At 54.0% G+C, this 23,955-nt stretch carries 18 protein-coding genes and 2 pseudogenes; 13 read left to right on the plus strand and 7 right to left on the minus strand.

Annotation, left to right across the window (positions count from 1 at the left end; translation table 11 throughout):
• The 4 genes and pseudogenes from VGC62_RS07945 to VGC62_RS07960 all read left to right on the plus strand — a co-directional run.
• The coding region (locus VGC62_RS07945; protein ID WP_331186523.1) for a transposase at positions 1-352 on the plus strand (352 nt) is incomplete at its 5' end.
• Positions 353-379: 27 nt separating this feature from the next.
• Entirely contained in the window at positions 380-505 is a 126-nt protein-coding gene (locus VGC62_RS07950; RefSeq protein ID WP_331186524.1) for a hypothetical protein, read from the plus strand.
• A gap of 60 nt (positions 506-565) precedes the next feature.
• Positions 566-667: pseudogene (locus tag VGC62_RS07955) on the plus strand (haloacid dehalogenase); the annotation flags it as partial.
• A gap of 540 nt (positions 668-1,207) precedes the next feature.
• Positions 1,208-1,828 (plus strand): TetR/AcrR family transcriptional regulator, encoded by a 621-nt coding sequence (locus VGC62_RS07960; RefSeq protein ID WP_331186525.1) that lies wholly within the window; start codon positions 1,208-1,210, stop codon positions 1,826-1,828.
• Between the two features lie 105 nt (positions 1,829-1,933).
• On the opposite strand, the gene VGC62_RS07965 is transcribed toward VGC62_RS07960, so the two are convergent.
• On the minus strand, positions 1,934-3,394 hold the full coding sequence (locus VGC62_RS07965) for an APC family permease (RefSeq protein WP_331186526.1): 1,461 nt from the start codon (positions 3,392-3,394) through the stop codon (positions 1,934-1,936).
• Positions 3,395-3,701: 307 nt separating this feature from the next.
• On the minus strand, positions 3,702-4,961 hold the full coding sequence (locus VGC62_RS07970) for an aminotransferase class III-fold pyridoxal phosphate-dependent enzyme (RefSeq protein WP_331186527.1): 1,260 nt from the start codon (positions 4,959-4,961) through the stop codon (positions 3,702-3,704).
• Positions 4,962-5,577: 616 nt separating this feature from the next.
• Here VGC62_RS07970 and VGC62_RS07975 point away from each other — a divergent pair.
• Positions 5,578-6,096 carry an HAD family hydrolase gene (locus tag VGC62_RS07975; RefSeq protein WP_331186528.1) on the plus strand — a complete coding sequence of 173 codons (519 nt, stop codon included), beginning with the start codon at positions 5,578-5,580 and terminating at the stop codon, positions 6,094-6,096.
• 269 nt (positions 6,097-6,365) lie between these two features.
• On the opposite strand, the gene VGC62_RS07980 is transcribed toward VGC62_RS07975, so the two are convergent.
• Both VGC62_RS07980 and VGC62_RS07985 read right to left on the minus strand, forming a co-directional pair.
• Positions 6,366-7,418: a hypothetical protein gene (locus VGC62_RS07980; RefSeq protein WP_331186529.1), complete on the minus strand. Its 1,053-nt coding sequence runs from the start codon at positions 7,416-7,418 to the stop codon at positions 6,366-6,368.
• A 674-nt stretch (positions 7,419-8,092) separates the two neighbouring features.
• Positions 8,093-8,605 carry a hypothetical protein gene (locus VGC62_RS07985; protein WP_331186530.1) on the minus strand — a complete coding sequence of 171 codons (513 nt, stop codon included), beginning with the start codon at positions 8,603-8,605 and terminating at the stop codon, positions 8,093-8,095.
• 201 nt (positions 8,606-8,806) lie between these two features.
• Here VGC62_RS07985 and VGC62_RS07990 point away from each other — a divergent pair, with 201 nt between their 5' ends.
• The 5 genes from VGC62_RS07990 to VGC62_RS08010 all read left to right on the plus strand — a co-directional run bounded on the left by VGC62_RS07990 (position 8,807) and on the right by VGC62_RS08010 (position 13,857).
• Complete coding sequence (locus VGC62_RS07990) at positions 8,807-9,463, plus strand: hypothetical protein (protein ID WP_331186531.1); 657 nt, start codon at positions 8,807-8,809, stop codon at positions 9,461-9,463.
• Positions 9,464-9,707: 244 nt separating this feature from the next.
• Entirely contained in the window at positions 9,708-10,367 is a 660-nt protein-coding gene (locus tag VGC62_RS07995; protein ID WP_331186532.1) for a hypothetical protein, read from the plus strand.
• A 259-nt stretch (positions 10,368-10,626) separates the two neighbouring features.
• A complete protein-coding gene (locus VGC62_RS08000) occupies positions 10,627-11,766 on the plus strand; it encodes a CBASS cGAMP synthase (RefSeq protein ID WP_331186533.1) in 1,140 nt (379 codons plus the stop codon).
• A 4-nt stretch (positions 11,767-11,770) separates the two neighbouring features.
• Positions 11,771-13,387: a ThiF family adenylyltransferase gene (locus tag VGC62_RS08005; protein ID WP_331186534.1), complete on the plus strand. Its 1,617-nt coding sequence runs from the start codon at positions 11,771-11,773 to the stop codon at positions 13,385-13,387.
• Entirely contained in the window at positions 13,375-13,857 is a 483-nt protein-coding gene (locus tag VGC62_RS08010) for a Mov34/MPN/PAD-1 family protein (RefSeq protein WP_331186535.1), read from the plus strand. Before VGC62_RS08005 ends, VGC62_RS08010 begins: the two co-directional genes overlap by 13 nt.
• Positions 13,858-13,924: 67 nt before the next feature.
• Here the strand turns inward: VGC62_RS08010 and VGC62_RS08015 are convergent, their stop codons facing one another.
• Positions 13,925-15,184 (minus strand): DUF4427 domain-containing protein, encoded by a 1,260-nt coding sequence (locus VGC62_RS08015; RefSeq protein WP_331186536.1) that lies wholly within the window; start codon positions 15,182-15,184, stop codon positions 13,925-13,927.
• Positions 15,185-15,807: 623 nt separating this feature from the next.
• Here VGC62_RS08015 and VGC62_RS08020 point away from each other — a divergent pair.
• The 3 genes from VGC62_RS08020 (at position 15,808) to VGC62_RS08030 (ending at position 21,948) form a co-directional block, all read left to right on the plus strand.
• Positions 15,808-16,707 (plus strand): hypothetical protein, encoded by a 900-nt coding sequence (locus VGC62_RS08020; RefSeq protein ID WP_331186537.1) that lies wholly within the window; start codon positions 15,808-15,810, stop codon positions 16,705-16,707.
• 150 nt (positions 16,708-16,857) lie between these two features.
• A complete protein-coding gene (locus tag VGC62_RS08025) occupies positions 16,858-17,601 on the plus strand; it encodes a hypothetical protein (RefSeq protein WP_331186538.1) in 744 nt (247 codons plus the stop codon).
• Between the two features lie 303 nt (positions 17,602-17,904).
• Positions 17,905-21,948 (plus strand): hypothetical protein, encoded by a 4,044-nt coding sequence (locus VGC62_RS08030; RefSeq protein WP_331186539.1) that lies wholly within the window; start codon positions 17,905-17,907, stop codon positions 21,946-21,948.
• A 121-nt stretch (positions 21,949-22,069) separates the two neighbouring features.
• On the opposite strand, the gene VGC62_RS08035 is transcribed toward VGC62_RS08030, so the two are convergent.
• Positions 22,070-22,765, minus strand: a complete 696-nt coding sequence (locus VGC62_RS08035; protein ID WP_331186540.1) for a helix-turn-helix transcriptional regulator — start codon at positions 22,763-22,765, stop codon at positions 22,070-22,072.
• Positions 22,766-23,054: 289 nt separating this feature from the next.
• A pseudogene (locus VGC62_RS08040) lies at positions 23,055-23,819 on the minus strand (mechanosensitive ion channel family protein); the annotation flags it as partial.
• Positions 23,820-23,955 lie beyond the last annotated feature (136 nt).

Consider the following 23,955-nt stretch of genomic DNA (forward strand, 5'->3'; position numbering starts at 1 on the left):
ATGCCATCAACAATGGCGTCTGGTGGCCGACCAACTGCGAGAGAAGTATCCAAAGATCGCCGTACTGATGGACGGCTGCGAGGATGAAGTACTGGCCCACATGGCCTTCCCCAAAGCCCATCGTCAGCAGCTACACAGCACCAACCCGCTTGAGCGGCTGAACGCGGAAATCAAACGACGAACCGATGTCGTGGGTATCTTTCCTAACGATCCGGCGATCACCAGGCTGGTCGGAGCGATGTTGCTGGAACAGAACGACGAATGGTGCCTGCAAAGGCGCTACATGCAGTTGGAGGCCTTCGAGGCGGTCAGCGATAATCCGCAGGCCAAGCTGTCGGCCGTGATCAACTAAACGGCAAACTCAGTGGCCAGAGCCGTGATGAGTTACACCACTTCCTGGGACACGATCGTCGCCTTTTTGCAGCTTGCCGATATCGATCAGTGCTCCATAGGCCGTTACGAACTGCATCCAGGTAACCTGTGCATCACGGGGCTGATAAAATGACGGGATGTTGGTGTTCAAGGACGGTTTGATGTCTCCCTTATCTCGCTGGATGCCCGCCCAATGCCTATCGTAGCCGCCGTATTCGACGCCTTCGGCACCATTGTTCAGATCGAACGCAAGCACCATCCGTTCCGCCAGCTTCTGCGCGACGGCATTGAGCAGGTGAGTAATTGCACGGACTTGACCACCCATTTGCATTCGACTTGACCAGTCGTTTGCATTGGATTTGACCAGTCCGCTGGCCGACCCTGACCGTCGGAAATCGGCCAGAAGCGGACGGGCACATTAAGAGGTGCTCGGGCGGGAGTATCCGACTGGACATAACCATGTCGGTTGTATGACCCCTTGCGACATTTCTAAAAGGAAACTGGCGGCCATTATGACTTCAACATCCCGCTGTTGACTTGCAAAAGCTCTTGGATGATAAGTTACTTTTTTACGCGGAGTGGCAAGCACGCATGCGATGAGCTTGGCCGGAGGCCGATGGCGACTAGGCGCAGTGGAGTACTGCAATGGAATCGTGTGACGCCAGCTAGCAACGCCCCTATAATCGCGTGATGCATACCTACCTTCGTACATCCCATCCCGTCCTGGTGCTCCACACTCAGAAGCCTGATGGTGCCAGTGCTTTCGTGGCGGGCCCAAAACAAGGGATATCGCCATTGAGCTCAAGCGGCCAAGGCCAGAATCAGAGAGTTCCAAGTGTCTGAGCTGCCCATAACCCGATACGCTAAAGGTGAACTTCGCAAGAAGGAGATTTTGGCAGCAACCGTGGATGTTATTTGTGATGAGGGAATCTCTGCCGTAACACACCGAGCCGTTGCACGCCGAGCGAACGTCGCCCTCTCTGCTCCTAGTTATTTCTTCCCGTCGATTGATGACCTGATCGTCCAAGCATTTGAGACGATCATGAAAAGTATGATAGGCGAGCTGGAAGCGCTATCCACCCGCATCCAGGACGAAGACATGGATCGCGAAACGGCCGTCGACGCTTACATCCAGCTGGTACGGGATGGCGCCGTGAAATACGACAAACTTCAGTACGAGGCTTATCTTTTTGCCGCCAATCGCCCGCAGCTGCGTCCTTCCGTAGAAGCGGCGATGACGTCGATCCACCGACAGGACAATACGCTGGTGGTCGCCTCTCGGCGGAGTGATCTTGGTTGGGCGTCGACGATCCTCACAGCACTTGTTGACGGCTCCGGCCTTTATCGTGTGGCTGCTCCTGAGAAAGCCAACTTTCAGGGGCTACGAGAAGGATTGCTTGCTCTCATGGAAGCTCTGCCCGGACGTCCCTCCGAAGATATAGGTTTCATAGGTTAACCTTTAACTCTCAGGCCATTGGTTCCAATCGCCTCAATGCCCCATGGTCGGCTCTGAGCCGATCACAAGGCATTTTTTTCCCTTGGGGTGCAAAAGGCGAAACCGCTACGCCAGCTCCTTGAGGGCCTCGTAACGTACTGGCGCCATGCGCTTGAGGGCGGTCGCGGCTAAACATCCAAAGCCGAACGCTGCAACGATAACGCCGCACATTGCCACCGCGACCATCTCTGCACCATCTCCTCCAACGAGGGTAGGCAGGTTGGCGATGGAGATTCCCAAGCACGACACCACACCTACCAATCCGCACAGTGGCGCAATCCGAGTGCGCCAAATATTGCTTGGTTGAGATGTGCTTGAGAAAAACGCGATGATCGAAACACAGGTTAGCGAAAGAATCAGCATATAGCCTATCGTCCCTGCGGTGCCGCCCCATGCAAATATTTGGCTGACCGGGTTCAAGCCTGAAATTACTATAACTACAAGTGCCACAATTGAAGTCAATGTTTGAACGATTGAAGAAACGTGTGGGGAGCCATGCTGGGGATGGACAACTCCAACCTTATGGCTCAAAACACCGTATTTGCCAAGAACATACTGATACCTCACCACGATGTTGTGGAGGGAAAGCACGCAGGCAAACAGGCTGGTGACCACTAGGATCTGGCTAATATCTTCGAATGCGGTACCAAGATAGTTGCGAATCAAAATCTGGTAGAGATCACCCGGATGAGCATTGGCCGCCGCAACAACATTTTCCACGCCGAACCCGACCACCTCGCACCACATCGAAACGATGTAAAACAATCCAATAGTGACGACCGCGACATAGGTAGCCAAGGGAATGGTTCGGTCAGGATCTTTGGCTTCTTCTCGAAAGATGACAGTCGCTTCGAAGCCGATGAAACTGAAGATCGCCCACATGACGCCCAGCCCTGGCGAACCCGATAATGCAGTCGATGGGGACATCGGACTCAACACCATACCGCTCAGACCATGCCTAAACAGGACGGCAGCGTCGACGGCCAGTACGACAGCAATCTCAAGCACCAGCGCCACCGTGAGGAATTTCGAGCTCAATGCGATATCACGGTAGCCGAAAAATCCGACCACCATAATGACTGCAAGGGAGAGAACCCACCACGGAAGGCTTATATCAAAGAAAGTAGATATCATAGTGCTGATGGCGTAACCAAGATAGGCTTCAAGTGCAACCAGAATGAATGAATATGACAGGAGCGCCGTAGTTGCGGAGCCCAATCCAACCGTTCGTCCTAGACCCTTCTGAATATATGAGTAAAAGGCCCCAGCATTTTTAATATACTTGGACATCGCCGTGAAACCAGCGGCAAATAGGAACATGATTATCATTGCAACCAACGCGTGAAAAGGCGCCGCTGCACTATTACCCATTGAGATCAGAAGTGGGGAGTTTGCCACCATCACCGACAAGGGCGCAGCCGTTGCCACTACGGAGAGCACAATCGACGTAACCCCCAGTGACCCTTTGAGGGTGCCCGCCGTGGAGGCAGCCTGATCTAAACTCATTGGTGCTGTCATTTCTCTCATGTCTTCCACCCTAGGGGCGCTGCATCAGGTGCAGCGCCATGCGAACCCGAATATTACTTCTGCGATGTATCGCCGAAGTGCAGATGAACGAAAATACGTCCACACAAAGTTGAAAACTGGGTTACGGGCGAGATTGTTTGGAGAAATTCTCCAAGTACCTCGCCCGGGCAGAAGCGGCTCAGGGAGCCAAATATATTCCGGCTGTCGTCAAGCATACAGTCGGCACGCGTCACTATGGAAGGCGCCATTGCCTGCTCCGTGTCTAGCACGTGGGCAATTGTTTAATAGTGTTGAAGCGTTACTGGAATCAGATCCGGCTAGCGAGATGCCGGAAAGCACAATCCGTCGCAGACAAAACAAAGTCGATATCTTCTTTCGTATGCGCGGTCGACAGAAACCAGTTATGCCAAGGGTGGACATAGGCGCCTCGTCGCAGAGCTTCCTCACACCAGATAAACGCGTGTTCCATCTCCTTGCCATCTTCGAAGCGAACAAATGGCATGGTCGGCGGGCCGCTGACGACTACATTGATTCCATAGCTGGCGGCTTGCTCGCGTATGCCTTTGACGAGCTGGTTACCCCTCTCGGTCATAGTCTGAATACCGTTGCTTTCTTCCAGGATACGCAGAGTGGTCAAGCCTGCTGCCATCGCTCCGGACGCATACCAGAACGAGCCCACGGCGTAGATTGAACTTGCAGCTTCGCGCAGCGAATCGATACCTGTGAGCGCTGAAAGCGCATGGCCATTGGCAATGCATTTCGAGAAGGTGCTCATGTCGGGACGAATACCGATGGGCGCCCAGCTTCCTGCCAATGAGGTACGAAAGCCGGCACGGACGTCGTCTAAAATGAGCACTGCTTTGCGCGCGTCACATACATGTCTGACATGCTGTGCAAATGCCAAATCAACAGGAATCTGATCAGTATAAGTGTCATGACGATGGGGGGTAATAATGATCCCAGCGAAATCGTCACCCGCTGCTACCACCGCCTGATTGAAGCTCTCTTTATCGTTGTATTCAAACTCGACAATATTCGCGCGATCTTCCGGAGTTATCCCAGACATGACCGGGGTAAACCAGGGTGTGGCACCATGGTACGACGGCCCCGCTTTGAGAATTATCTTCTTGCCAGTTGCCGCGCGAGCAATCGTCAGTGCGAGTGTCGTAGCGTCACCGCCATTTTTGCCAAAGATAGCCCAATCGGCGCCATCGTTCAGCTCCACAAAGCGTTCGGCCAACTCAACCACGCGGGGAGATGCTCCGTAGGCCAAGTCGCGGTTTTTGAGCTCCTGCTGGTAGGTGGCCTCTACCTCCTCGTTACCGTATCCAAGAATCATCGGCCCCCATGCACATAACATGTCGACGTATTCGTTGCCGTCCACGTCCCACACCCGGGCGCCTGCACTGCGTCCGAAGAACTGTGGGTAGTTTGCCGGCGTATGATGCGGCTGAATATGACCGTACATACCGTTGGGTAAAACCCGGCCAGCACGCAATCTCCAGTGCTCGTCTTGGATTCTGTTCACGTCGGTAGGCTTGGGGATAATGATCTCTGATGCTGACATAAAGCTACTCCATCGGGTGTTGCACGCAATGTTGGACAAGAATTACGGTGGGCATGACAAAATAGGACGACCGCCCTAGATTCCACGAAACAAATCTAGGGCAGTTGTCCTACTTTTGCAAGCGCGCTCGCTCAGTTGCGTTATCAACGGCAAGCAACTATCAAAACCCAGCGTTGCTTGCGGACGGAAACCTGCGCAGCAATGAGCAGAGCCAGCGGCGACGGCCCTCGCAATCCAGATGAACCTGAGGGCCGGTGATGGGCTCTCCCGGCGTCGAGGATAGCCACGGCACATTCCTGCGAACAAACGGCAATTGCCTAAGACACCGCTGCCACTCCCATGTACAACCTCGCAAACCGGTGGAGCCCGGCGAGAGGAATTGATCCTGCGGGTGATTAGACTAGAGAACCTGATCTCCGACCAACCGCTCTCAGCCCAGAGCTGCCCATCGCGACTGTCCGGTCAAGGACACGAAGTACGCTGGTCAAATCCAATGCAAACGGCTGGTCAGGTCGAATGCAAATGATTGGTCAGTGGCAATGCAAACGGGTGGTCAAGTGGACTGCAATTCTCCAAGCAGGGACGTAGACCAACCGCTGCTGACCTTCATACGTTGATGACGTCCAGTCTCTCGCTGGAGGAAGCTGCCGAGCATTTCGGCATTACCGTCAGTCCTAAGCGAATGAACTGGTTGCAGGATGCTCTGGACGATGAGTTGGCATCGATTACGGTCTATCCGGCCGCCATTGAAGCTATGCGTCTGCTCAGATCTGAAGGAATGGCGATCGGTATTTGTTCAAACTTGGCCCAGCCCTTTGGGCCAGTGCTCAGAGACCTTTTTCGGGAGGTGGACGGCTTTGCGCTGAGCTACGAGCTTGGGGTGATGAAGCCCCATGCTGGTATCTACCGCGAAATCTGTCACCTGTTGAGCGTACGGCCGAGCTGGGATATGAAGGCTTCAAGTGAGCAGGTCGTGATGATCGGTGACTCGTTGCGATGTGATCAAGATGGGCCCAGAACCATTGGGATTTTCGGGTATCACTTGGATAGAACAGGGGCAGGGCGGATCAGTAGCCTTACCCAGTTTGCTGAACTGCTGTTGGAGCAGCAGTGCAGGCTAAAGAGGGGCGAGTGAAATCATCCGGCATTCCTGGCCAACCTGTGAAGACAAGTGGGCTGGGAATCACCGAGCTGTTCAGTAAAGCGCGGGCTATAGGGATCAGCTTCTCCTGGCAGTCACACCGAATAAGGCGCCGCGCTATTGGCTGGAATCACCATAGCAGAAGATGCTGCTGCGCCATCAGGCTTGAGTATTTGGTTCGCAGATGCTGCGAAGATTGCTAAATGTCTGCAAGCGGAGCGTTGTCTGCTCGTCCTCAATCGCGGGCGTAGGGCCGATGTCAGCTATTCGCCTTTCAGAGCGATCTCATCGTCGACCAAAGCCACGAGAGACACTTCAGTGGTCACCCCGAGGAACTCGTAGATCGCCCGCACCTTGCTTACAAACGCCTCATCTGCGCTCAACAGGCAATTGGCATAGGAAGCAATCGAGGCATGGGCAGCATCGCTGATAGCTGCGATATGTCGATTTTCACGATCCAGCTTGCTGTCGGTCTTGTAGCCAATGACGTTGAGCACGTTGTAAATCGCCGTGACCTTTTCGTGGCGGTGCATTTCTCGGCGGTAAATAGGATTGGTAGCGATGCCCAGAAAATTCTCGATCGTGTACCCCTGATCTTTGTAACCATCAAGTTGCTGATAGGCCTGCCATATTTTCTCGATGACCCGGGGCGGCTTTAGGTTGTTGAGCTCCTTGGGCCCCATTCCCACAGAAGCCCGGTAGCTGTTCACTCCTGACCGCCCTGTCTCGCCGATGTGCTTTTTCATCTCGGCGGCAGCTATTGCAGAGATTTGCTCGTACTGGGACTGCAGGCTCTCCAGGTATTGCTCGATCGGCGCTCGTAAACCCGGGTGCGTCTGATCAAGCTGGTCAAGTGGAGCGGATAGGCTCTGGATGAGGCTATCAAATGCTTCTACCTGCTCTGAGGCTATGTCGGTAAAAGCAGAGTCGGCTCGCCCCCCGTAGAGCTTGAGCGTGATCTGATGAGCCGCCGCAAGCATGAGGTCGTAGACCGGCTCTGCCTGAAGATAATTGGCATAGGCGTGGGAGGAAGATAGGTCGTGAAGGATCATTTCGCCCGTAGGCTCAAAGCGCTCGTTAAACTGGTGCCTGAAGTGCATGGAATTCAGGGCATCGAGGGCCGCCAGGAATTTCTCAGGCTGGCCGCTGCGCTTTATCTCACGCAAAGTTTCGTCCGAGTAGATGATTTGGAGCTTGTCGGTTATCGATTTGAAAAACGCGGGGTCGTGGCCTTTGACAGCCATGTCCAGTACGTTTTGGTCGATGTACACGGTTGCACGGCCGGAGTACCGTTGTGGGCTAGGGGTATCAGTCATATTTATGGCCTGGGATGTTGCTCAGGATGGTGAGTCTCGCGCAGCATTTCAATCTCACCATAGACAGTCATTAGGTTAATCTGTTGACCTAGGTCTAGCTATCTGAAGCAGACGTTGCGAGGCATATCGTGAAAGTCCCCATGTATCCTGAAGATCTAATCTCCGACGGCCCGTTTAACCGTATGGCTCTCAAGCTTCAGCGGCGATTTTTCGGGCGGAGCACTAAGATCCAGTACGTCCGTAACGTTCTTGCTAAAGGCCTAGGCTACTGGGAATACGAGGATATGGTTTTGGCTTCAAAAAATTGCCGGTGGTGGGATGATGCTCCACCCCGGTCTGAAGTGAGAGCCAGCATCATGAGGGCCGTAAATGAGGCTATCTTCCATGACGATGGTGGAAGACAGGTTAATCAGTTTCGGCTGGAGATGTTCGTGGGTGAGCTCCCATTAGCGGACATGACTTCCCTCAAACGTCTGTCCTTCAGCGAGCCTCGCTGATGCCTTGTGCTGAGACCGGCGCCCTCTGGCTGGCTCCAGATACTCGACGGTTTGCTTCCATGGGCATAGGAGCGATGCACAGCGCTGCAAGCGCTCCTTTTCCTGGCGTGCCGGCGTGCGCAGCCTATATGGACTTCGTTAGCCGCCTTGCACGTTGTCAGGCTTGGTGCACCATAGTCATGGTGCGAACTCAATTGCCGGGCGGCGCGGCTGTCCGACCCATTGTGCTATCTCAAGCTCAATAGGACGCTCCTTCAGTTGCTCGTTCGCAGATTGATATTGCGCCCAGTTCCTGACTTCGTCAGCCCAATCAGGGGCAAGGAAGTCAGCGTTTGGCCAATAGTTCTGAATGTCATCGTAATTTAGGTTCGATGCCAAATCTCGCTCAGCGCCTCCGATGACACACCATGCGGCGTACATACGAATCTTCCAGTCTGGAGCGCAAAGTATATGCACAGGGGCATACTCGTCGTAGCCCAATTTATTAACGTCGAATCCGAACTGGATTACGACACTTGGCCCTAGAAAGTCGTCGTAAGCTACCGACGCATCTGCCTGCCGAAGCAAATACCCTAGATATTGAAATTTACTTATCAAACGACTTTCTGTCTTATCGATGCTGTGCGTGACTTTCAGAGTCTCTCGGCCACGAGATTTAACAGGGGTGAATGCAAAGGTAACTTCGGACATTACGGTCTCTCTTATTATTATGGGTGTTTCAATTATCATAATGATGAGCTTGTTTGGGCACAACACCGCTATCTAAAAAAATGGCATGCGACATGCTGAAATTTGGCGCCTACCTGACTGTGACTGCTGCTCGGAGGGTTGGTAGATGCTGGCTGGCCGGTTAGCATTGCATTTTTGCGTTCGTAGCCAACCACTGGATAAATGGCGCTGATGCTCCAACGTGGCTTAGTCAAAGGAAAGGGTATGCAGTCTGAGCAGCGGGCAATGGGGTCTGAGGAACAGGCCGGGCAGGAACATTATGACCCTCACGGGCAAGGCTTCGGGGGGCTGCCGACCAAGGCGGTGAAGCGCAAGGCCAAGCCCCGCACGATGCAGGGAGAGTCGATTCACTGCAAGCGATTTATTCGCGGTCTACAGACAGACAACGTTCTGACTGCACTGATGTTCGACATTGAGCGTGACACTCATGCAGATTATCTGGTCTGGGATCTTGCGTCCGAGGTCTATAGCCCCAATAAGCTCAAGCAGATTTTCGATGAGCTGGTTCAGTCCGGGCTCTACCCCTTAGGGATATTGGCTGAGGAGCTGATCGGGTCATTCAACAGGCTGCGAGATCCGGCCCCGGACATGGACTTTCCCTCAGTCGCGGCTGCGTGCGCGGCTGTGAAACAGGAAGCCAAGACACGCTTGGCCAAGGGCGATTATCTATGGGCAAGCCTTGATCCAGGCACAGGGCGATCGCCGGATCGCGACGGAAAAGGGTGGGCTGCAATGACTGATGCGTTGCTTGAGCACATGTTGAGTGATCGGATACCCAGAGCCTTGGATATGAGATTCGGGCGTGATTTAGGGCTTTAAGCCGAGAAAATTACCTAGTAACGACTTCGACTGGCGGTCGACGAGCGCCGCTCTCCCATATGTCTGCCCGGCAGTCTTGCCGAATCAGTGCTTGCATACGCTTCGTGTGTTGAGTGCCTGCAGGGTGTAGATGGTCTGGACAGCAATGCGCCTCTAGGCGGCACGACCACCCGGGAACGCCCATATACACCCTATGACTGAACGTATAGGGTGAAGCCTCAACTCCCGCCCATAGAGGAACGGCATGTATCAAGTCATAGGTATCACCAAGACCCTCGGGTACTTTGCTACCACATGCATGGTCGTTTTCCTTCTACTGCATTATCACGACATGTCGACGCTGTTGGCTGGGCCGTTGACGGATTTGCGTCGACCTGTGTCCTCAGCGGTCGGCATAGGCGCTGCGGCTTTTTACGCGTTGGGCCAGACCTTTTTCTTCGTATGGCTGTGCAAGCTGCCGTTTGTTTGCAAGCTTTTCCCGCCGATCGATGGGGAATGGGACATGAAGCTGCAATCCAATTGGGGAGTCATGCAGAAATGGCTTGGCCAAGGCGATGGGTCTTCACTCTACATTGTTGAAGGAAAGGTCAAGATCAAGGCCCGCCTGTTCAGCGTCAAAATGGAATTCGTTGGGGCTGACGGCTACTCGGAATCAAAGACCATCAGCGTGTCCGTTCGGCCCAGCGACCAGACTGGCTTGCTTGAGCTCAACTACATGTTCGTCAACTACACGCGGGTTCCTGTTGCCACTGACACGAACCAGCACACTGGGGCGGCGAGGGTGTTCGTCAAGGAGTCCCCCGATGGGCTTATCATGGAAGGTACCTATTTTACCGACCGCAAGTGGACAGAAGGGCTAAATACGGCTGGTCAGGTCACATTCACCAGGCCCAGAACTATGTAGTTACAACGTGCAATAACACTATATGTTGTGTTTTTATCTTATGCTTGATCTACATGTGGTATTGATGGCAGTATGTCATCTCACACGTGTCATCGAGCATGGTAGCTGACATACTGGAAAGAACTGCACCCTTTGGATTGCGTGGTTGGCGTAGGGTGGCAGTGACGAGATTCATGAGTGCAGACGCGCTCGGTAGTCTTGATGTGAAGGTCAGCAATTGCTGGAGGCACCGTTCATTCAGCGTTTGAGCGGAGGCTTCATGCCGAATTTCAGTCCCTTACTATTCACGACTACCGAGGACGCCTGCTTCCTTAATGAACTCAACTTGAAGCCCCAGGAGTTGGCCGAAATTGACGGGGCGCGTCAAGATATCCGAGCAGCCCTGAAAGCTGACCTGCCTCGCGTTCTCAGCGAGAAAGGCCTTGAGGGTGAAATTTGTCAGCCACGGTTTTACATCCAGGGGTCGCGTGCCTACAAAACCCTCAACAGCCCATGCACAACCCCCCCGCAGCAGTCCGATATCGACGATGGTGTCTACCTCCCGCTGAGTGTCATGCGCGAGGAGAACAGCCCGAAGCTCGCGATCAGTTTGTTCTTTGACGCGGTCATTGATGTGCTCGGGCCAATGTGTACCGAAAGAGGGTGGTATACCGAGAGTAAAGACACCTGTGTCCGGGTCACCATCTCAGCCTATGCTCACATCGACCTTCCCCTGTACGTCATTCCAGATACCCTGTTCAAACTTATCAAAGCCAGCATGGAAAGCCATGGCCACGCTGTGTTTGACAGTGCGATCAACTCTGAGCGCGATAGCTGGAAAACCCTGCCTTCCGACAAAATTCTGCTGGCCGATCGCAAGCAGGGTTGGCGTAAGTCTGACCCTATGGCTATGAAAAACTGGTTCAAGCGCGAATGCCAGGAAAAGGGTGATCAACTCATTCGGGTGGTGCGTTACCTCAAGGCTTTTCGTGACAAGAAATGGGAAGACAAAGGCCCCAGTTCGATCTTGCTGATGGCGGCAGCCTGTCCTCTGTTCGAGTACTTCGACAAGCGCGATGATCGCGCTCTGCTCAACGTGGTCAAGGGAATTCCGGATGCGCTTCGTAATGGCGTCCATAGTCCCATCGATCCCGAAGCATCGCTCACGGCTCACATGCCTAAGGAGGCGATTGCGGATGCTGTGGAGCTATTCCAGGAATTTGCGAAATACCTGCAAGGTGCCATCGATGCGGCGGATGCACATACCGCTCACAACTGGGTGCACAGCATGCTAGGCGACCGATTCCCCTACGCGCCTCACCGCATGAAGCCAAATCCCGAGAGCCTGCCAGCGTCCATGGCTGCGATAGCCCCTCTGGCAGGCCCCGCAGAGCCTGTGAAGCGTACCAAGGCAGGCTGACGCCATGGAAGCTATGCCTGAAGTGCTGCGCCACATGATCGGATGGGGGTTTACCAAGGTAGATCCCCAGCCGCACCCAAGTTGGCTGGTAATGGCCGGAGAATTGACTACGGCTACTCAGGGGACTGTCCAATGCGACGTTTGGATAGACCGCTCTTTTGAGCGCCCGCTTCAGCTCTGGCTGACCGGGGCGCCCAAGGCACTGCCCCTGCTGGTGCCCCACCTTAGCCCGGATGGCTACCTCTGCTACGCGGCTCCAGGCACCGAGGTCATAGACATCTACGATCCAGTAGGACAAACCCGAACGTCCCTGCTTCAGGCCACGGATGTGCTTGAGCAGATTCTGGCCGGGAGAATGAAGGAAGACCTGCAGGAAGAGTTCTTCGTTTATTGGAACGGCAAATACTGTTTTCATGACATCGAGCGTCGTTCTTCCGGCCCCCTAGAAGTCCTTCAGCTGTCCGACAACAAGTTTTATGTGCTGACGGACGATGTCGAGCGAAGCCGACTAAAGTTTGCCCGGACGGGCAGGACGATTATGGGGTTCCGTACGCGTGTGGAGATGATCACTTCCAGCGTGGCGCCCAGGCCGCTGCAAAAGAATTGGCCACCCGAGACGGTTGGCCACATTCTCGACTGGCAAGCTGAATTGGACGATGCGTGCAGGCGCAAAATTCGCGATAAGATCACTGCTGCCTACCGCGATGATCAGCCGAATGTGCTGATAGTCATCGAGTCTCAAAAGACCGGCTATAGCTACGGTTTTCTCGTGTACGACCTTCAGGCCAATCGGCCCAAGGATCAGCGTTCAACTGATCAGAGTCTGCCCATTTTTGGTTGCCCTGTTGAGCTTCTGAGTATGGTGCGCCTTGATGACAAATACTTGAGCGAACGCAACATCCCTGGGCAGACGACATTTTCAGGTAAGCGCATCGGGATGATTGGGTGCGGCACCATCGGCGGATTTCTTGCTGAAATGCTAGTCAAAGCCGGAGCTGGAACGGGCAGTGGTGAACTGCTGCTGATTGATAACGACACGCTGATGCCCCAGAACCTCGGGCGACATCGACTGGGCTTTAATCACCTGTTCCAAGACAAGGCAGTTGCACTGGCCAAGGAGCTCGGGAGTGCCATGCCGACGGTCAAGGCGACGCCCTTTTCCAGCAACGCCAAAGATGTGAATTTGGCCGACCTTGATTTGATCATCGATGCCACAGGGGAAGAGGCGTTCGGACACTGGCTCGCCAATGCTGCGTCCTGTCCAACCTTGCACGTTTGGATCGAAGGCGCGGGCGTCGCTGTGCGTACCCTGATCAAGCAACGTGCTGAACAAGGTTGCTATCGCTGTATCAGTGAGGCCAACCGCCGAGGCGACCTATTGCCGGTCATTGGGGGGGTGCCGCCAATATTTGCAGGGCAGGGATGTGAAGGGCTCTATGTGCCGTTTCCTGCATCTGTATCGATTCAGGCCGCTGCCTTGGCACTGGACACTGCTTTGGCTTGGGTTGCTGGCAAACCATGGCCTGCGCTTTCTACGCGGTTAACCGACTACCGCTATGAGTTGGCAACCCCGGATTGCTCACCACTGCCTTTTGCGGACTGTCCAGCATGCCGTTTGTAACGACCTGGGCAGTGCCCGGAACGGAGCAGTTGGTGTACCTAAATCAGCAGCCTCTGGAAGTCTTCAGTCGCTATATTCAGGAAGGCATCGACTCAAAGGAGGCCGGGGGAATTTTGCTCGGCCACGTTCGGGGTGAGCATCTGGAAATTACCGAAGCGACTGAACCCTCTTTCTGGGACAGGCGCTTCAGATTTCTCTTCGAGCGCATGCCTTATTTCCATCACCGGCTCGCCATGAAGCGGTGGAAAGAAAGCAATGGCCGGGTGCGGTATATCGGGGAATGGCACACCCATCCTCAGGATCATCCGACGCCGTCCTCGATAGATCTCCGGGAATGGCAGATTCTGGCGGCTGACCGAGTGGATGGCCGGCCATTGCTCGCGCTGATCGTTGGTTGCCAGGATTTACACGTCGAGTACATGTCTGGCACCGGCAAGAGGCATATGCTCAGGCACGCAGAGGGTATATAGCTGATGTGGCGAGGTCGATCAGGATGAGTGAGGCGCTCCTGCGTGAGACATCCCCATGCATCCCTTGCTACTCGTAAAGCTTGGTACTGTTATAGAATGGATGATCGTCGTCATGGAAGTTTGTATAGAAAGGTATACCGTCACAGCTTAGGCTGCCGCGTACGGTGAAGTACGTGGCATTAACCCGAAACTCGATGGCCAATGCCTGTGCAACCCTCTTGCAATAATGCTCCTCAAAACCTTCCGGAAACGAGTCGAAGTCGGCGATGTCCAGTAGATAGCGGCCCTCAGTACTGACAATTACCCTATCACTGGCCAGCATCGCTCTGACCAGCTCCGAGCCGTTGTCTGGAATCCATACCCAAGATTTTCCGAACCCGTCGTCTCCATTCGCTTCTAGGTGGCCTGCTGACGCAAAAATCGTCTCGATGATGGTATCGACCCCCGCGTTGATCTCGTTGGCGCGCCACTCGGAAATAGAGAAATACGGCGCCAAGTCGATTGAGTGCTCGTTGATCAGATCCGACACTCGATTCGGGTCTTGGATGTCTGCGTGCTGTTCGACAGCGCATAGCGGTATTACAAAACGGAACATCGACCTATGGATGATCTCGGCGTCTACCATCGTCAAAATGTCATGCACGATTCTCGGCACATCTTCGTAATCCTGTACCAATACGCCCATCCCGCTGATGGTTGTGTTTCCAAAGTTGAGTCCCGGTATTTCCTCTAGGGTTTCGACCAAGAAGTCATGGTTTTCTGGATCAAAGTGAGACTGGTTGCCTCGATAAGGCCAACGCCACTCGCGCTCATGCGTCCAGTCGATGGTTCGGTCGTCCGCGATGCTATAGGCCACGTAGCGATACTGTTCTGCTAAAGCGAGGTGGTCGGTTTCAATGATCCTGAACGGTGCGGTGTCTTGGCGTTCCCTGGCGTCCTGGCTCAAACCATAGATCACCGGACGAGCACCTAGGCCGAACATCGCAGACTTGGGAATCATAAAGGCGTATCGACCGACGTTTTCTCCGCGCGCTAGGCGTTCGTTGCTCGATTGAATAAAAGCGGCTAGCGGCATATCGGTGAAGCAGACTGCAGGGGAGCGGCCGTAAATCGTTGGGCGACCATTTCGGTACGACCAGGTTGCGAAGATCTTCTGGTGACGTAGTGCGCAGCGCATGAGGAACAAGGAATCCAGTACATCAGACTCGACAATGTTGTTAAATCGAGCGTGTTCTGGAAAAAGGATGCCTTCGGGGCTTGTTTGGTCGACGTCTCTGAAGAAATGGATAAGGTAGTCAGAAAGATCAAATCTGATGTTATTCAGCATGGTGCATCCTAAGGGCCTGCTTCGGTGAAACTAGCCTAGCAGAGCGGTTGGTCACTGCAGTAGATCCTTTGCCGGCTTCTGACTCCGACCAAAGTGCGGTGGCATCCGCCCACCACAACCACTCCTGCTTTCAAAGCTACCGTCAAAGTATGTAGACTATTCAGCGATTCCGAACGGCTGTATTTGACGAGGCTGTGCGGTCTTTTATCGCGCATGTGGGTTAGGCGGGGTGGAGAAACGGAATTTCGAAGGTCGTTTCAACGTTGGGGATTTCGGCAGCGTAGCGGAACGCTTGGCGGCGGATTAAGCGCTCATCGCTTCGCCATTCCGTCACTTCGGATCTTCACGGCATTGACGTAGTGACTTACCACGTTTACCATTGGTTTACGGTTTTCTGACCATCGCGATGGTTCAGAAAGGGCTACTGAGAGATCGAACACAGATGCCATGACGCATCTCAAACGCTTCTCAAGGGCTGTAGCAACGCCCAAGCGCTGATTGTGTATGTGGTTCTACCCTTCGGACGACGTTGCGAACAGTTTGGAACCAGGCAGCATTATGATGCATTCAAAGATACCCGCCACACTCTGTGGCGGGATATTTCTTTTCGCCTGGGATTTTCAATGGACGATCTGCAAATCACCTTGGAGCTCATTTGCGAGCTTCTCTCAAAGGTTTCTTTCGAGCTGAGTGCGCGCCTTAAGCAGCGACTCAACCTAGCCCTCATCCAGCGTGGGCTGGCACCCCTCGACGAGCGACGGTACAACTGTCGTAAATTTTCCGATTTTCTCCAGACCCAACTAGCAGACAAAATCATCTTGCAGAGGCCAGATTCGTCTGGAGACATCCGCGTGTCCATCAAACGCGAGACTACGCCGCCACGCACTTGGTCTTCCCCTGGCGAGCAGCGTTCGGAACAGGATCGGGCGATAATCTTTCGCAGCGATGTCTGGCAGGCTTTCATCAATCCTGACGGCACGAGGAAGCGTTACTTCAACCGCCTCACTCATCAGGTTCTGCATTTTGTGGAAGGGTGTGGCGACTCTTATCAGCAGAAGCTCGAAGATCGGCCGGGCGACTACCTAGGTATCGAGTGGGTTCCAGTAGCTACCCACAAGCAGTGGATGGCAGGGTTCCTTGACTTGATCCAGCTCTCGGACGCTGAGCGAGGGCCATTGCAGGTTCTGATTGATTCGGACTACTCCAGTAATCTAAACGCGGCCTTTACCAAGGCTTTGGGCGCTCGCGAACAAGAGTGGCGCAAAATGCGGACACTTAAAATCAACCAGTGGATTCAGGCCTGGACGGTCAAGAACAACGTAAGCATGGATGATCTGATCATGCGATCTTTTGATCGCGAGCAAGCCTCAACTCCGTCGATCCCAGCGACGCGAGAGCCGGATCAAGTGATGACCCCGCGAGATCAAGCTACACGCCTGTTGGGGCTCATGAGTGATGATGAGATCATCAAGATAGCGATTCCGGCATTGCTCGGTAGCGTCCTCAGCCGATCGCAGCTCTGACGTATGTAATAGGCGCCGATGATCCAGGTCTTCCTCTTAGGCTTGCCCAGAGCACTACGCAGGCGCATTGAAAGTGCACTCGAAGGTCGAGGAGTTGTGCCGTCCTCCGTCATCGCCGATATCGACAGTCGAGGCGGCAGGCTTCAACTTATGCCCAAGCCACATTTGGCGGTGAATGAGTTGCGGGCTTACTGCGAGGCGGTCGAAGGCGGCTACCAAAATGCTGAGATCTATGTGCTGCCCTATGCACCGATACCTGACGATGTGCAGGGGGAGTTGGACGCGCTGCGAGACATGGGGGCTCAAGTCATTGAGTTTGAAATGGAGTGCGATGATTGGCCGTACCTCCATGCTCCCCGGCCAAGGATTGAGCAGGCTTTTCTGGATAAGGTGTTTGAGCTTCTAATCCTGGAAATCGTGGGTGAGGATGAGGAGCAGGATCCGGTACCCCTGACCCCATCGCAGTACATTCTGCAGGCTGTGCAGGGCTGTCCAAACCTTGTCATCGTCGGTGATGCCATAGATCTGTGCGATCAAATCGCCAACCACCGCCACCCCTTCATTTTCAGCGCTATAGATGCATTCGTCGTTCTTATCGAGCGTCTCGGGGACGTAGGTGTCCTGCGGCAATATTTTCAGGATCGAGGGCTGAATCATGCCCAAACAGGCGGCATAGGTGTGGAGCTCGACATCAAGCTTAATGGTGCGACAGTCCGTCGGGAGACGCATCATACTCACTTGAAGAGCGGTGATGGCACGACTGTGCAAGCAGCCGTGAGGATTTACTACCAATGCCTGTTACGAGATGGCATATACCGGGTTTTCATCCTATATGTCGGCCCGCATCCTGACACCGATTTTTCCCGCACAATCGATCTCGCCAACTGCGGCTGAACTCAAGCTAAGCGCCGTTTGGCAGCATGCGACGCGTATCATAATTTTCTTGGTATACGTCTGCCTAGAAAAGCCCTCATCCATCGATTGGCGGGCAATGAGCGTTTTATTTGACCTCTCTAGGTGTGTGGGAGGCATGCACACTCAGGCTGCATGTCCCGAGTTATCAGCCATGGGGTTGAGCCTTTTTTCGCCGAACTACTTTCCCAGACGAGCATGCAGCCAATACCGTCTTAGAGTTGAGAGGGATTTCGGGTAGGATCTGTGCGCCGCCACGTGCCAGAGACAGGATCAGCACTCCACATGACTTCCATGGAAGAAAACACAACGTCCTCAACTTCTGATTTAGCCCCAAGCGTTGACGAAGCCCCAGTTACAGATGAAGCCTCAGGCGTGGATGAGGCCGGCTCCGGTGCACGTTCACTGGCGGGTTATGACTACCAGACTGACGTATCTATTTGGCTTGCGCTCGATGTCATGCTTAGCTCTGGCTTCACTACGATGATAGAGCTTGAGCCCGGGAGTGAGGAGGATATTGAAGCTCAATTGGCCGATGTTGACGGGCCTGACGGCGTTCCAACACTTGCCCGCGTGGGTGACTACACTCTTGTCGTTCAAGCAAAGCTGCGAGGCGGCGATGCCTGGACGGTGAAGGGGATCGAGCGTCTCCTAGAGCATGGCAGCTCATCTAGGCTTTCTGCTGCCACCAGACTAGCCAATCCAAAGATACGATACCTTCTAGTCACTAGCGCTGGTCTGAATGGACAGACCCGGGGGTTGGAAGTAAAGCACGCTGGAACTTGGCCAAAGAAGGAGAAGATGCCGGCATCAATGGTTCGCCAACTCCCCGAGCATTCAGCAGGTCGGGTGGCCGTCATTGGCAACTTGGACGAGCAGCGATTAACTCAAGAGATTGAGCGCTTGCTGGTAGTGCGGTTTGGCGTTCCGAATTCACGTTGGCTTGATTGTCTCAAGGCTCTTAGATCGGAAGCCAATTTACGAATCAGGAGAGCAGGGGAAGGGCTTTGGCGTCGTGAGGAGCTTGCCCACGTAATTAAAAAACATGACGGTTATCTGGCAGGCTCGCCCAAGCTTGATAGCTACGTGCTGCCCAAAAATTGGAATGCTATTCGCGATGCCGTAGCTACGCCGAGATATGGCGCCATCATCGTCGGTCAGTCCGGGACGGGTAAGACACTCGCCACTGAGAAGCTCTATGAGGATCTGCGTCGCGAAATCCCTGGGTTGGCGCGGGTTCGCATACGCAAGGGGCCTCATGAGTTTTGGGATGACCAGACTACCCCACCCGTGTTGTATGACATTGAGGATCCATGGGGGCGATACAATTTCGATGCTTCCAATCGACCTTGGAATGATGAGCTTTCCAGAGTACTCAGTTCTGCGCGTCCGGATCGGCTCATTATTGCTACCAGCCGCCGAGATGTGGCTATTGCTTCTGGCGGACTGAAGTCAGTCGAGCCGTGGGTTGTCCGGCTCGAAGCAGAGCATTACGGCAAAGCCGAGCGAAGCCAGCTTTATCGCGCGAGGGTAGAAAGCCTCCCTCGGAATGTGCAGTTGCCTGCAATTGACGCAGAAGGGCGAGTGCTTGAAAGCCTTGCGACGCCTCTCGAAATCGAGAAATTCTTCGATGCGCTGCGTATCGCAGTGCCCCCAAACTCTTACTCATGGCACTCCTTCATTTCGGCGGCCATTGCTCAAGCCCATGAGCAGTCAATTGAATCCACAGTCGTACAGCAAATTGAGGAGCGAAAGGAGGTAAGCGCCGCTGCGATCATTTGGGGATTTCTCAAGGCTACTGATCAGTTATCCCTGCAGGAGCTCAGGGAGTTAGATCTAGACCTAGCCTCCAGCTCGCCTGCTTTGGCGAGAGGTGTTACCCCGCTAGTGGATTTTTTTGTGGCGGCCCGCAACCTTCGATCTTCTTCCGGACAGGTGCGCTATTACCACCCCCGTGTAGAGGCAGGTATTGAGCAGGCGCTGAAGCGGGATTCCGTCCCTGCGCGGTTGGCGCTACGATCCCTGTTCGACCTCCTCAGCGATCTTGGTGCGCTAGGTGAAGAGCAGGGATGCGAGTTTGCCGCGCGCATCATGATGGCTTGTCACGCGATACCAGAATTGAAGCTTAAGCCAAGTCCTAAGGCTGCAAAAAAAATCGATGCCTGGATCAGCTCACGACTTGCAGATCATTCTTGCAGGCTGAGCGAGTATCTGGCCATCGCTGCCGCAGCGGGGTCACCTACATCTAATGTTGCCGAGTTCGCGCGCTACCTGCTCAACCGGCCTGAATCAGAATTAAGAGGGTTTGATATTTGGGAGGCTCCTGACCACCCGGAAACTTGGTACGCACAGCTCAAGAAAGATCCCACTGTGAGCGCGCTCGTCACCCGTTTTATCAAAGAGCTTCTCCCAACTGACAATAGTTACTACCACATTTCCTTAGTCGATGATTTGGATCGTTTGGCAACCAATCTCACCGGCGCCTATCTAAGCGCTGCAGCCAAGATGGTTGACCATGGAGTGTGCTCGTCGTGTGATGTGGTTGCTGCAGGTGCTCTGCGAGACCTTGAGGGCTTCGAAACAATTGTTGATGCCGGCGTTCAGGTGCTTATCCCCACTGAAGCGCAGCAGCAGGAAGCGTACGCAAATCGGTTGGCCATCATCAATGAGGTCTACAACAGCGATTATGCCGACTACCTTTCAGAGAGCGAAGATGGTTACACGGCCTGGGAGTTTCTCAAAAGATACGCGGATTGTGTTCGGACACAGAATGGATGGCAGTTTTTGGCAAGGCACCGCCATTTAGAGGCCCTTCTCCCGCACTGGCTGACGTCACTGAGTCACGACGCCAAATCAAACCCTCCTTCGGATGACGAGATCTCTGGCGCATTTTCAGGGGCTTGGGATACTGAGAGTGAGGCAACGGTGTGGGATGTTCTTCATATCCATTGGAGTGATGAATATCTTGGTAAGTTGACACGTCGGATTCTGAAGGGCTCAGGATCCAAAACGGTACGGCATGCGGCACTCGGCTGTCTCATCAAGCACATTCCTGACGCCCTTTCAGAGATTACCGATCTCCTTCGCAGAGATGAACGCCATGAACGCATTGTCGAGTTGATGATCGATCTTGCTGCAATCAGGGATGAGGAGGTGGGCGGTCAGGCTTTAGACGATGCGTGCAAAACCCTCGACGATCGCGACCCTGTATACGCTGAACTGCGCGAGGCTGCCGGTCATGGGACGAATGGGGCAACTGCGCCATTGGGACAGTCTGCTGTCAAATTTATAAACGTTTCATCCCTTACAAGCGTCAGCGTGCGTACCTTCCGAATCAGGCACTATCGAGATCTTCGGGATAGTGTTCGCCCGGATATCGAATGGGTGCTCGGACAATGGGATGACAGTGATCTGTGTGTCGAAGCAATTGATGCGGCCATAGAGCTTGGGATGACGGAGGTTGTCGATGCAGCCATTGACCATCGCTTTGCTCACGTCGTCGCAAGGGCGTTGAAGGCAATTGTTGAAAGAGCGGGCGCTCCGTTGCCTGAGAGCATCCTGGAATTCGCGAATGACAAAAGAAGCCCCGTGCTTAAAGCCTTGGCTTCTTCACTAGTCACCCATTCGCATATCAGCCACTTAAATGCCTTGTTCAGGCTAGTTGAGAATCAGTGGTCTTCATCGTCGCAACGCTATGGTAAGGACGATACGTTTCCGATTGCACGTATGGCCGTTGATGCGCTCGAAAACATCGAGCCGCTCGGAACAGAAGATGTCGGAAAATTGCTGATGGTTGCATTAGAAACCAGTGACTCGACAGTGAGCCAAGGCTTGCTAAGAATCATCGGTGAAAAGGGTGGAAAAGAGTTCCAAAACCGCATTTTTGAGCTAGCTGTCAATCCGGGAAGGTCATCCGTTAGGCGGTCATGTGCGTTTGCGCTTCTTGTTAATTGGGAGGTTCTGGATACAGCCGTGGTGGATGCCGTAACATTACATGTTATTCAAACAGCCCCCGCCGCGGTTGCTGCATTCTTTACCACTCTCGCGGCCCTTCGGAAAGCCGAGGATGAGCGCCTGGCGTTAGCTCGGGGATTAGCAACAAATCCAAAGCGACGAGCACTTCTACTGCTAATGCTTTGGCCCTATCTTGAAATTAATGATGAAGCGGTCGTAACAATCGCGAGTCTGTTGCCCGAAAATCACGCCTCGATTTCATGGGTGAGACAAGGCCCCGTTGCTAAAGCCGATGACGATTTGATAGCCGACTTAGGCGACGCGCGCATCTGTCGAGAGGTTCTCAATCTGTTGAATCATGGGCTGGTGGCTTAGATAAGTCTCAGACAGCTCAGTTGTCATGGGTGGTTAGAATCAGTCATCGGATCGATGTTGGAGAAATCGGTCAGATAGATGAGGCGGCTGGGGTAAGCGTCCTTGCTCACGGCAGGAGGAGTCAGAAACGGAAATCCAGCTTCTTCTGCACTGCGAATTCTTCCGGAGCCTTGCCCTGTTCAAAGGCAATCAGGTAAGTCATCTGGACAGTCATGGGTTTCGCATCTGGCTGACTGCCCGTTGCCTTCAGGTGAATTTCACGCGTTGCGCACTGAATACACACCTGCAGGGTGAGCAGGTCATCGATGAGCTCTTGCATCTCGTCATACACCGCAAATTTCGAGGTTTCCGAGTAATCGCTGGCGCAATCCCGATATTCGCGGAAATAGTCGACGAGGGCCGCAAAGACCTCATGAGCCTCACGCTTGATTTCAAAACCAGGCTGGCAGATATCGACCGTTGAGTCTTCGGCGAGTTTGGCGAGCTGGTGACCTGTCGCCAAGGGGAAAGCCGGCAGCGCAATGTGGTCGCGGTCAAAGCGGGCCTTTTCCTCTCTGAGATCTTCCTCAGTAGGAATGATGTAGGGCATATTGAACGCGTCGACGTCCTCGGTCTCGAATGCTCGTGCGAGTGCGCGACGGGTGTCGAGACTCGCCGACTTAGCGTTCTCGACGCGCTGCACAGTCCGCACGTTCAAACCCGCGAGCTCGGCTAGGGTCTCTTGTGACCACTGATATACCTCGCGCATTCTGCGGATGAGGGCAGCGAATTCCGCAAGGCTCAACAGGCGAGGTTGACCAGATGTGGTGCTGTTCATTGTTTCGCTCCATCAGAAGATTTGGTAGGGCCATGATGAAGAGGCTGCCGATGACGCAACACGACAGGAACCCGACAGGGCAACACTAGCCCCGTGCGTGATTGCCAAATTATCAATCTCGCGCCGAGATAATGATGGAAGGCGCCGTAGGTGCGTTGGCGTTTGGAGCGGGAGCACGTGAGGAGACGGATCTGCAATTAGTATGGTTTAGAAAGTATGCATACTAATGAGGGAGGCAGAGAATCCGGGAGTGAGAGTGAAAATAGTATGGGAAGTGAACCGACTGGAAAAAGTTTTTGAACGACTCGGACATCAGACGCCAGGTCGGTATCGAGACGATGGTCTTGTCGAAGTTCTGCACCTTCACGGTGTGCAGGGTGATGTCCACCACGTCGCCGTCGGCGCCGACTTGTGGCATCTCGATCCAATCACCGACGCGCAGCATGTCGTTGCTGGTGAGCTGCACGCTAGCGACGAATGACAGCAGCGTGTCTTTGTAGACCAGCAAAATCACCGCAGACATGGCGCCCAGACCAGACAGCAGCAGCAGCGGTGAACGGTCGATCAGCGTGGCAACGATGATGATCGACGCGAAGATATACAAAATCATCTTCGCCAGTTGCACGTAACCCTTGATTGAGCGGGTGCGGGCGTGATCGGTGCGGGCGTAGATGTCCAGCAGGGCATTGAGCAGCGCGCCAAGGGTCAGCATGAAAAACAGGATGGTAAAGGCGAGGGCAATGTTGCCCAGAACATGTTCGGTCGTCGCACTGAGGTTCGGCACAAGGTTCAGGCCGAACTGAATGACCAGCGAAGGCACTGTTTGCGCCAGGCGATGAAACACCTTGTTGTGCAGGAAATCATTGAGCCAGAACAGCGCGGGCTGACGGCCTAGTATTTTCACTGCGTGAATAATGCCAAAGCGCGCCATGCGGCCGAGCGTTAGTGCGGCGACCAACAATAGCGCCAAGCCAATGCTGGCTCGCAGCAAGGGTTGATGTTCGAGCAAGGCCCAGGATTCCTGGACGCGGAGCCAGAGCGATTGCGTGTCCATACGAGACAATTCTCCTGCTGAAATAAAGGGACGCGATTAGAACATTGTTGCTTAGGGTTGGCGTGTGGACGGTAAATCCGGTAACAAAATAGGCCGCTTGAGGTAAAGAAACTCGGCCTCGACGTCTGAAACCGGT

The organism is Pseudomonas sp., from assembly GCF_036404235.1.
Taxonomy (GTDB): domain Bacteria; phylum Pseudomonadota; class Gammaproteobacteria; order Pseudomonadales; family Pseudomonadaceae; genus Aquipseudomonas.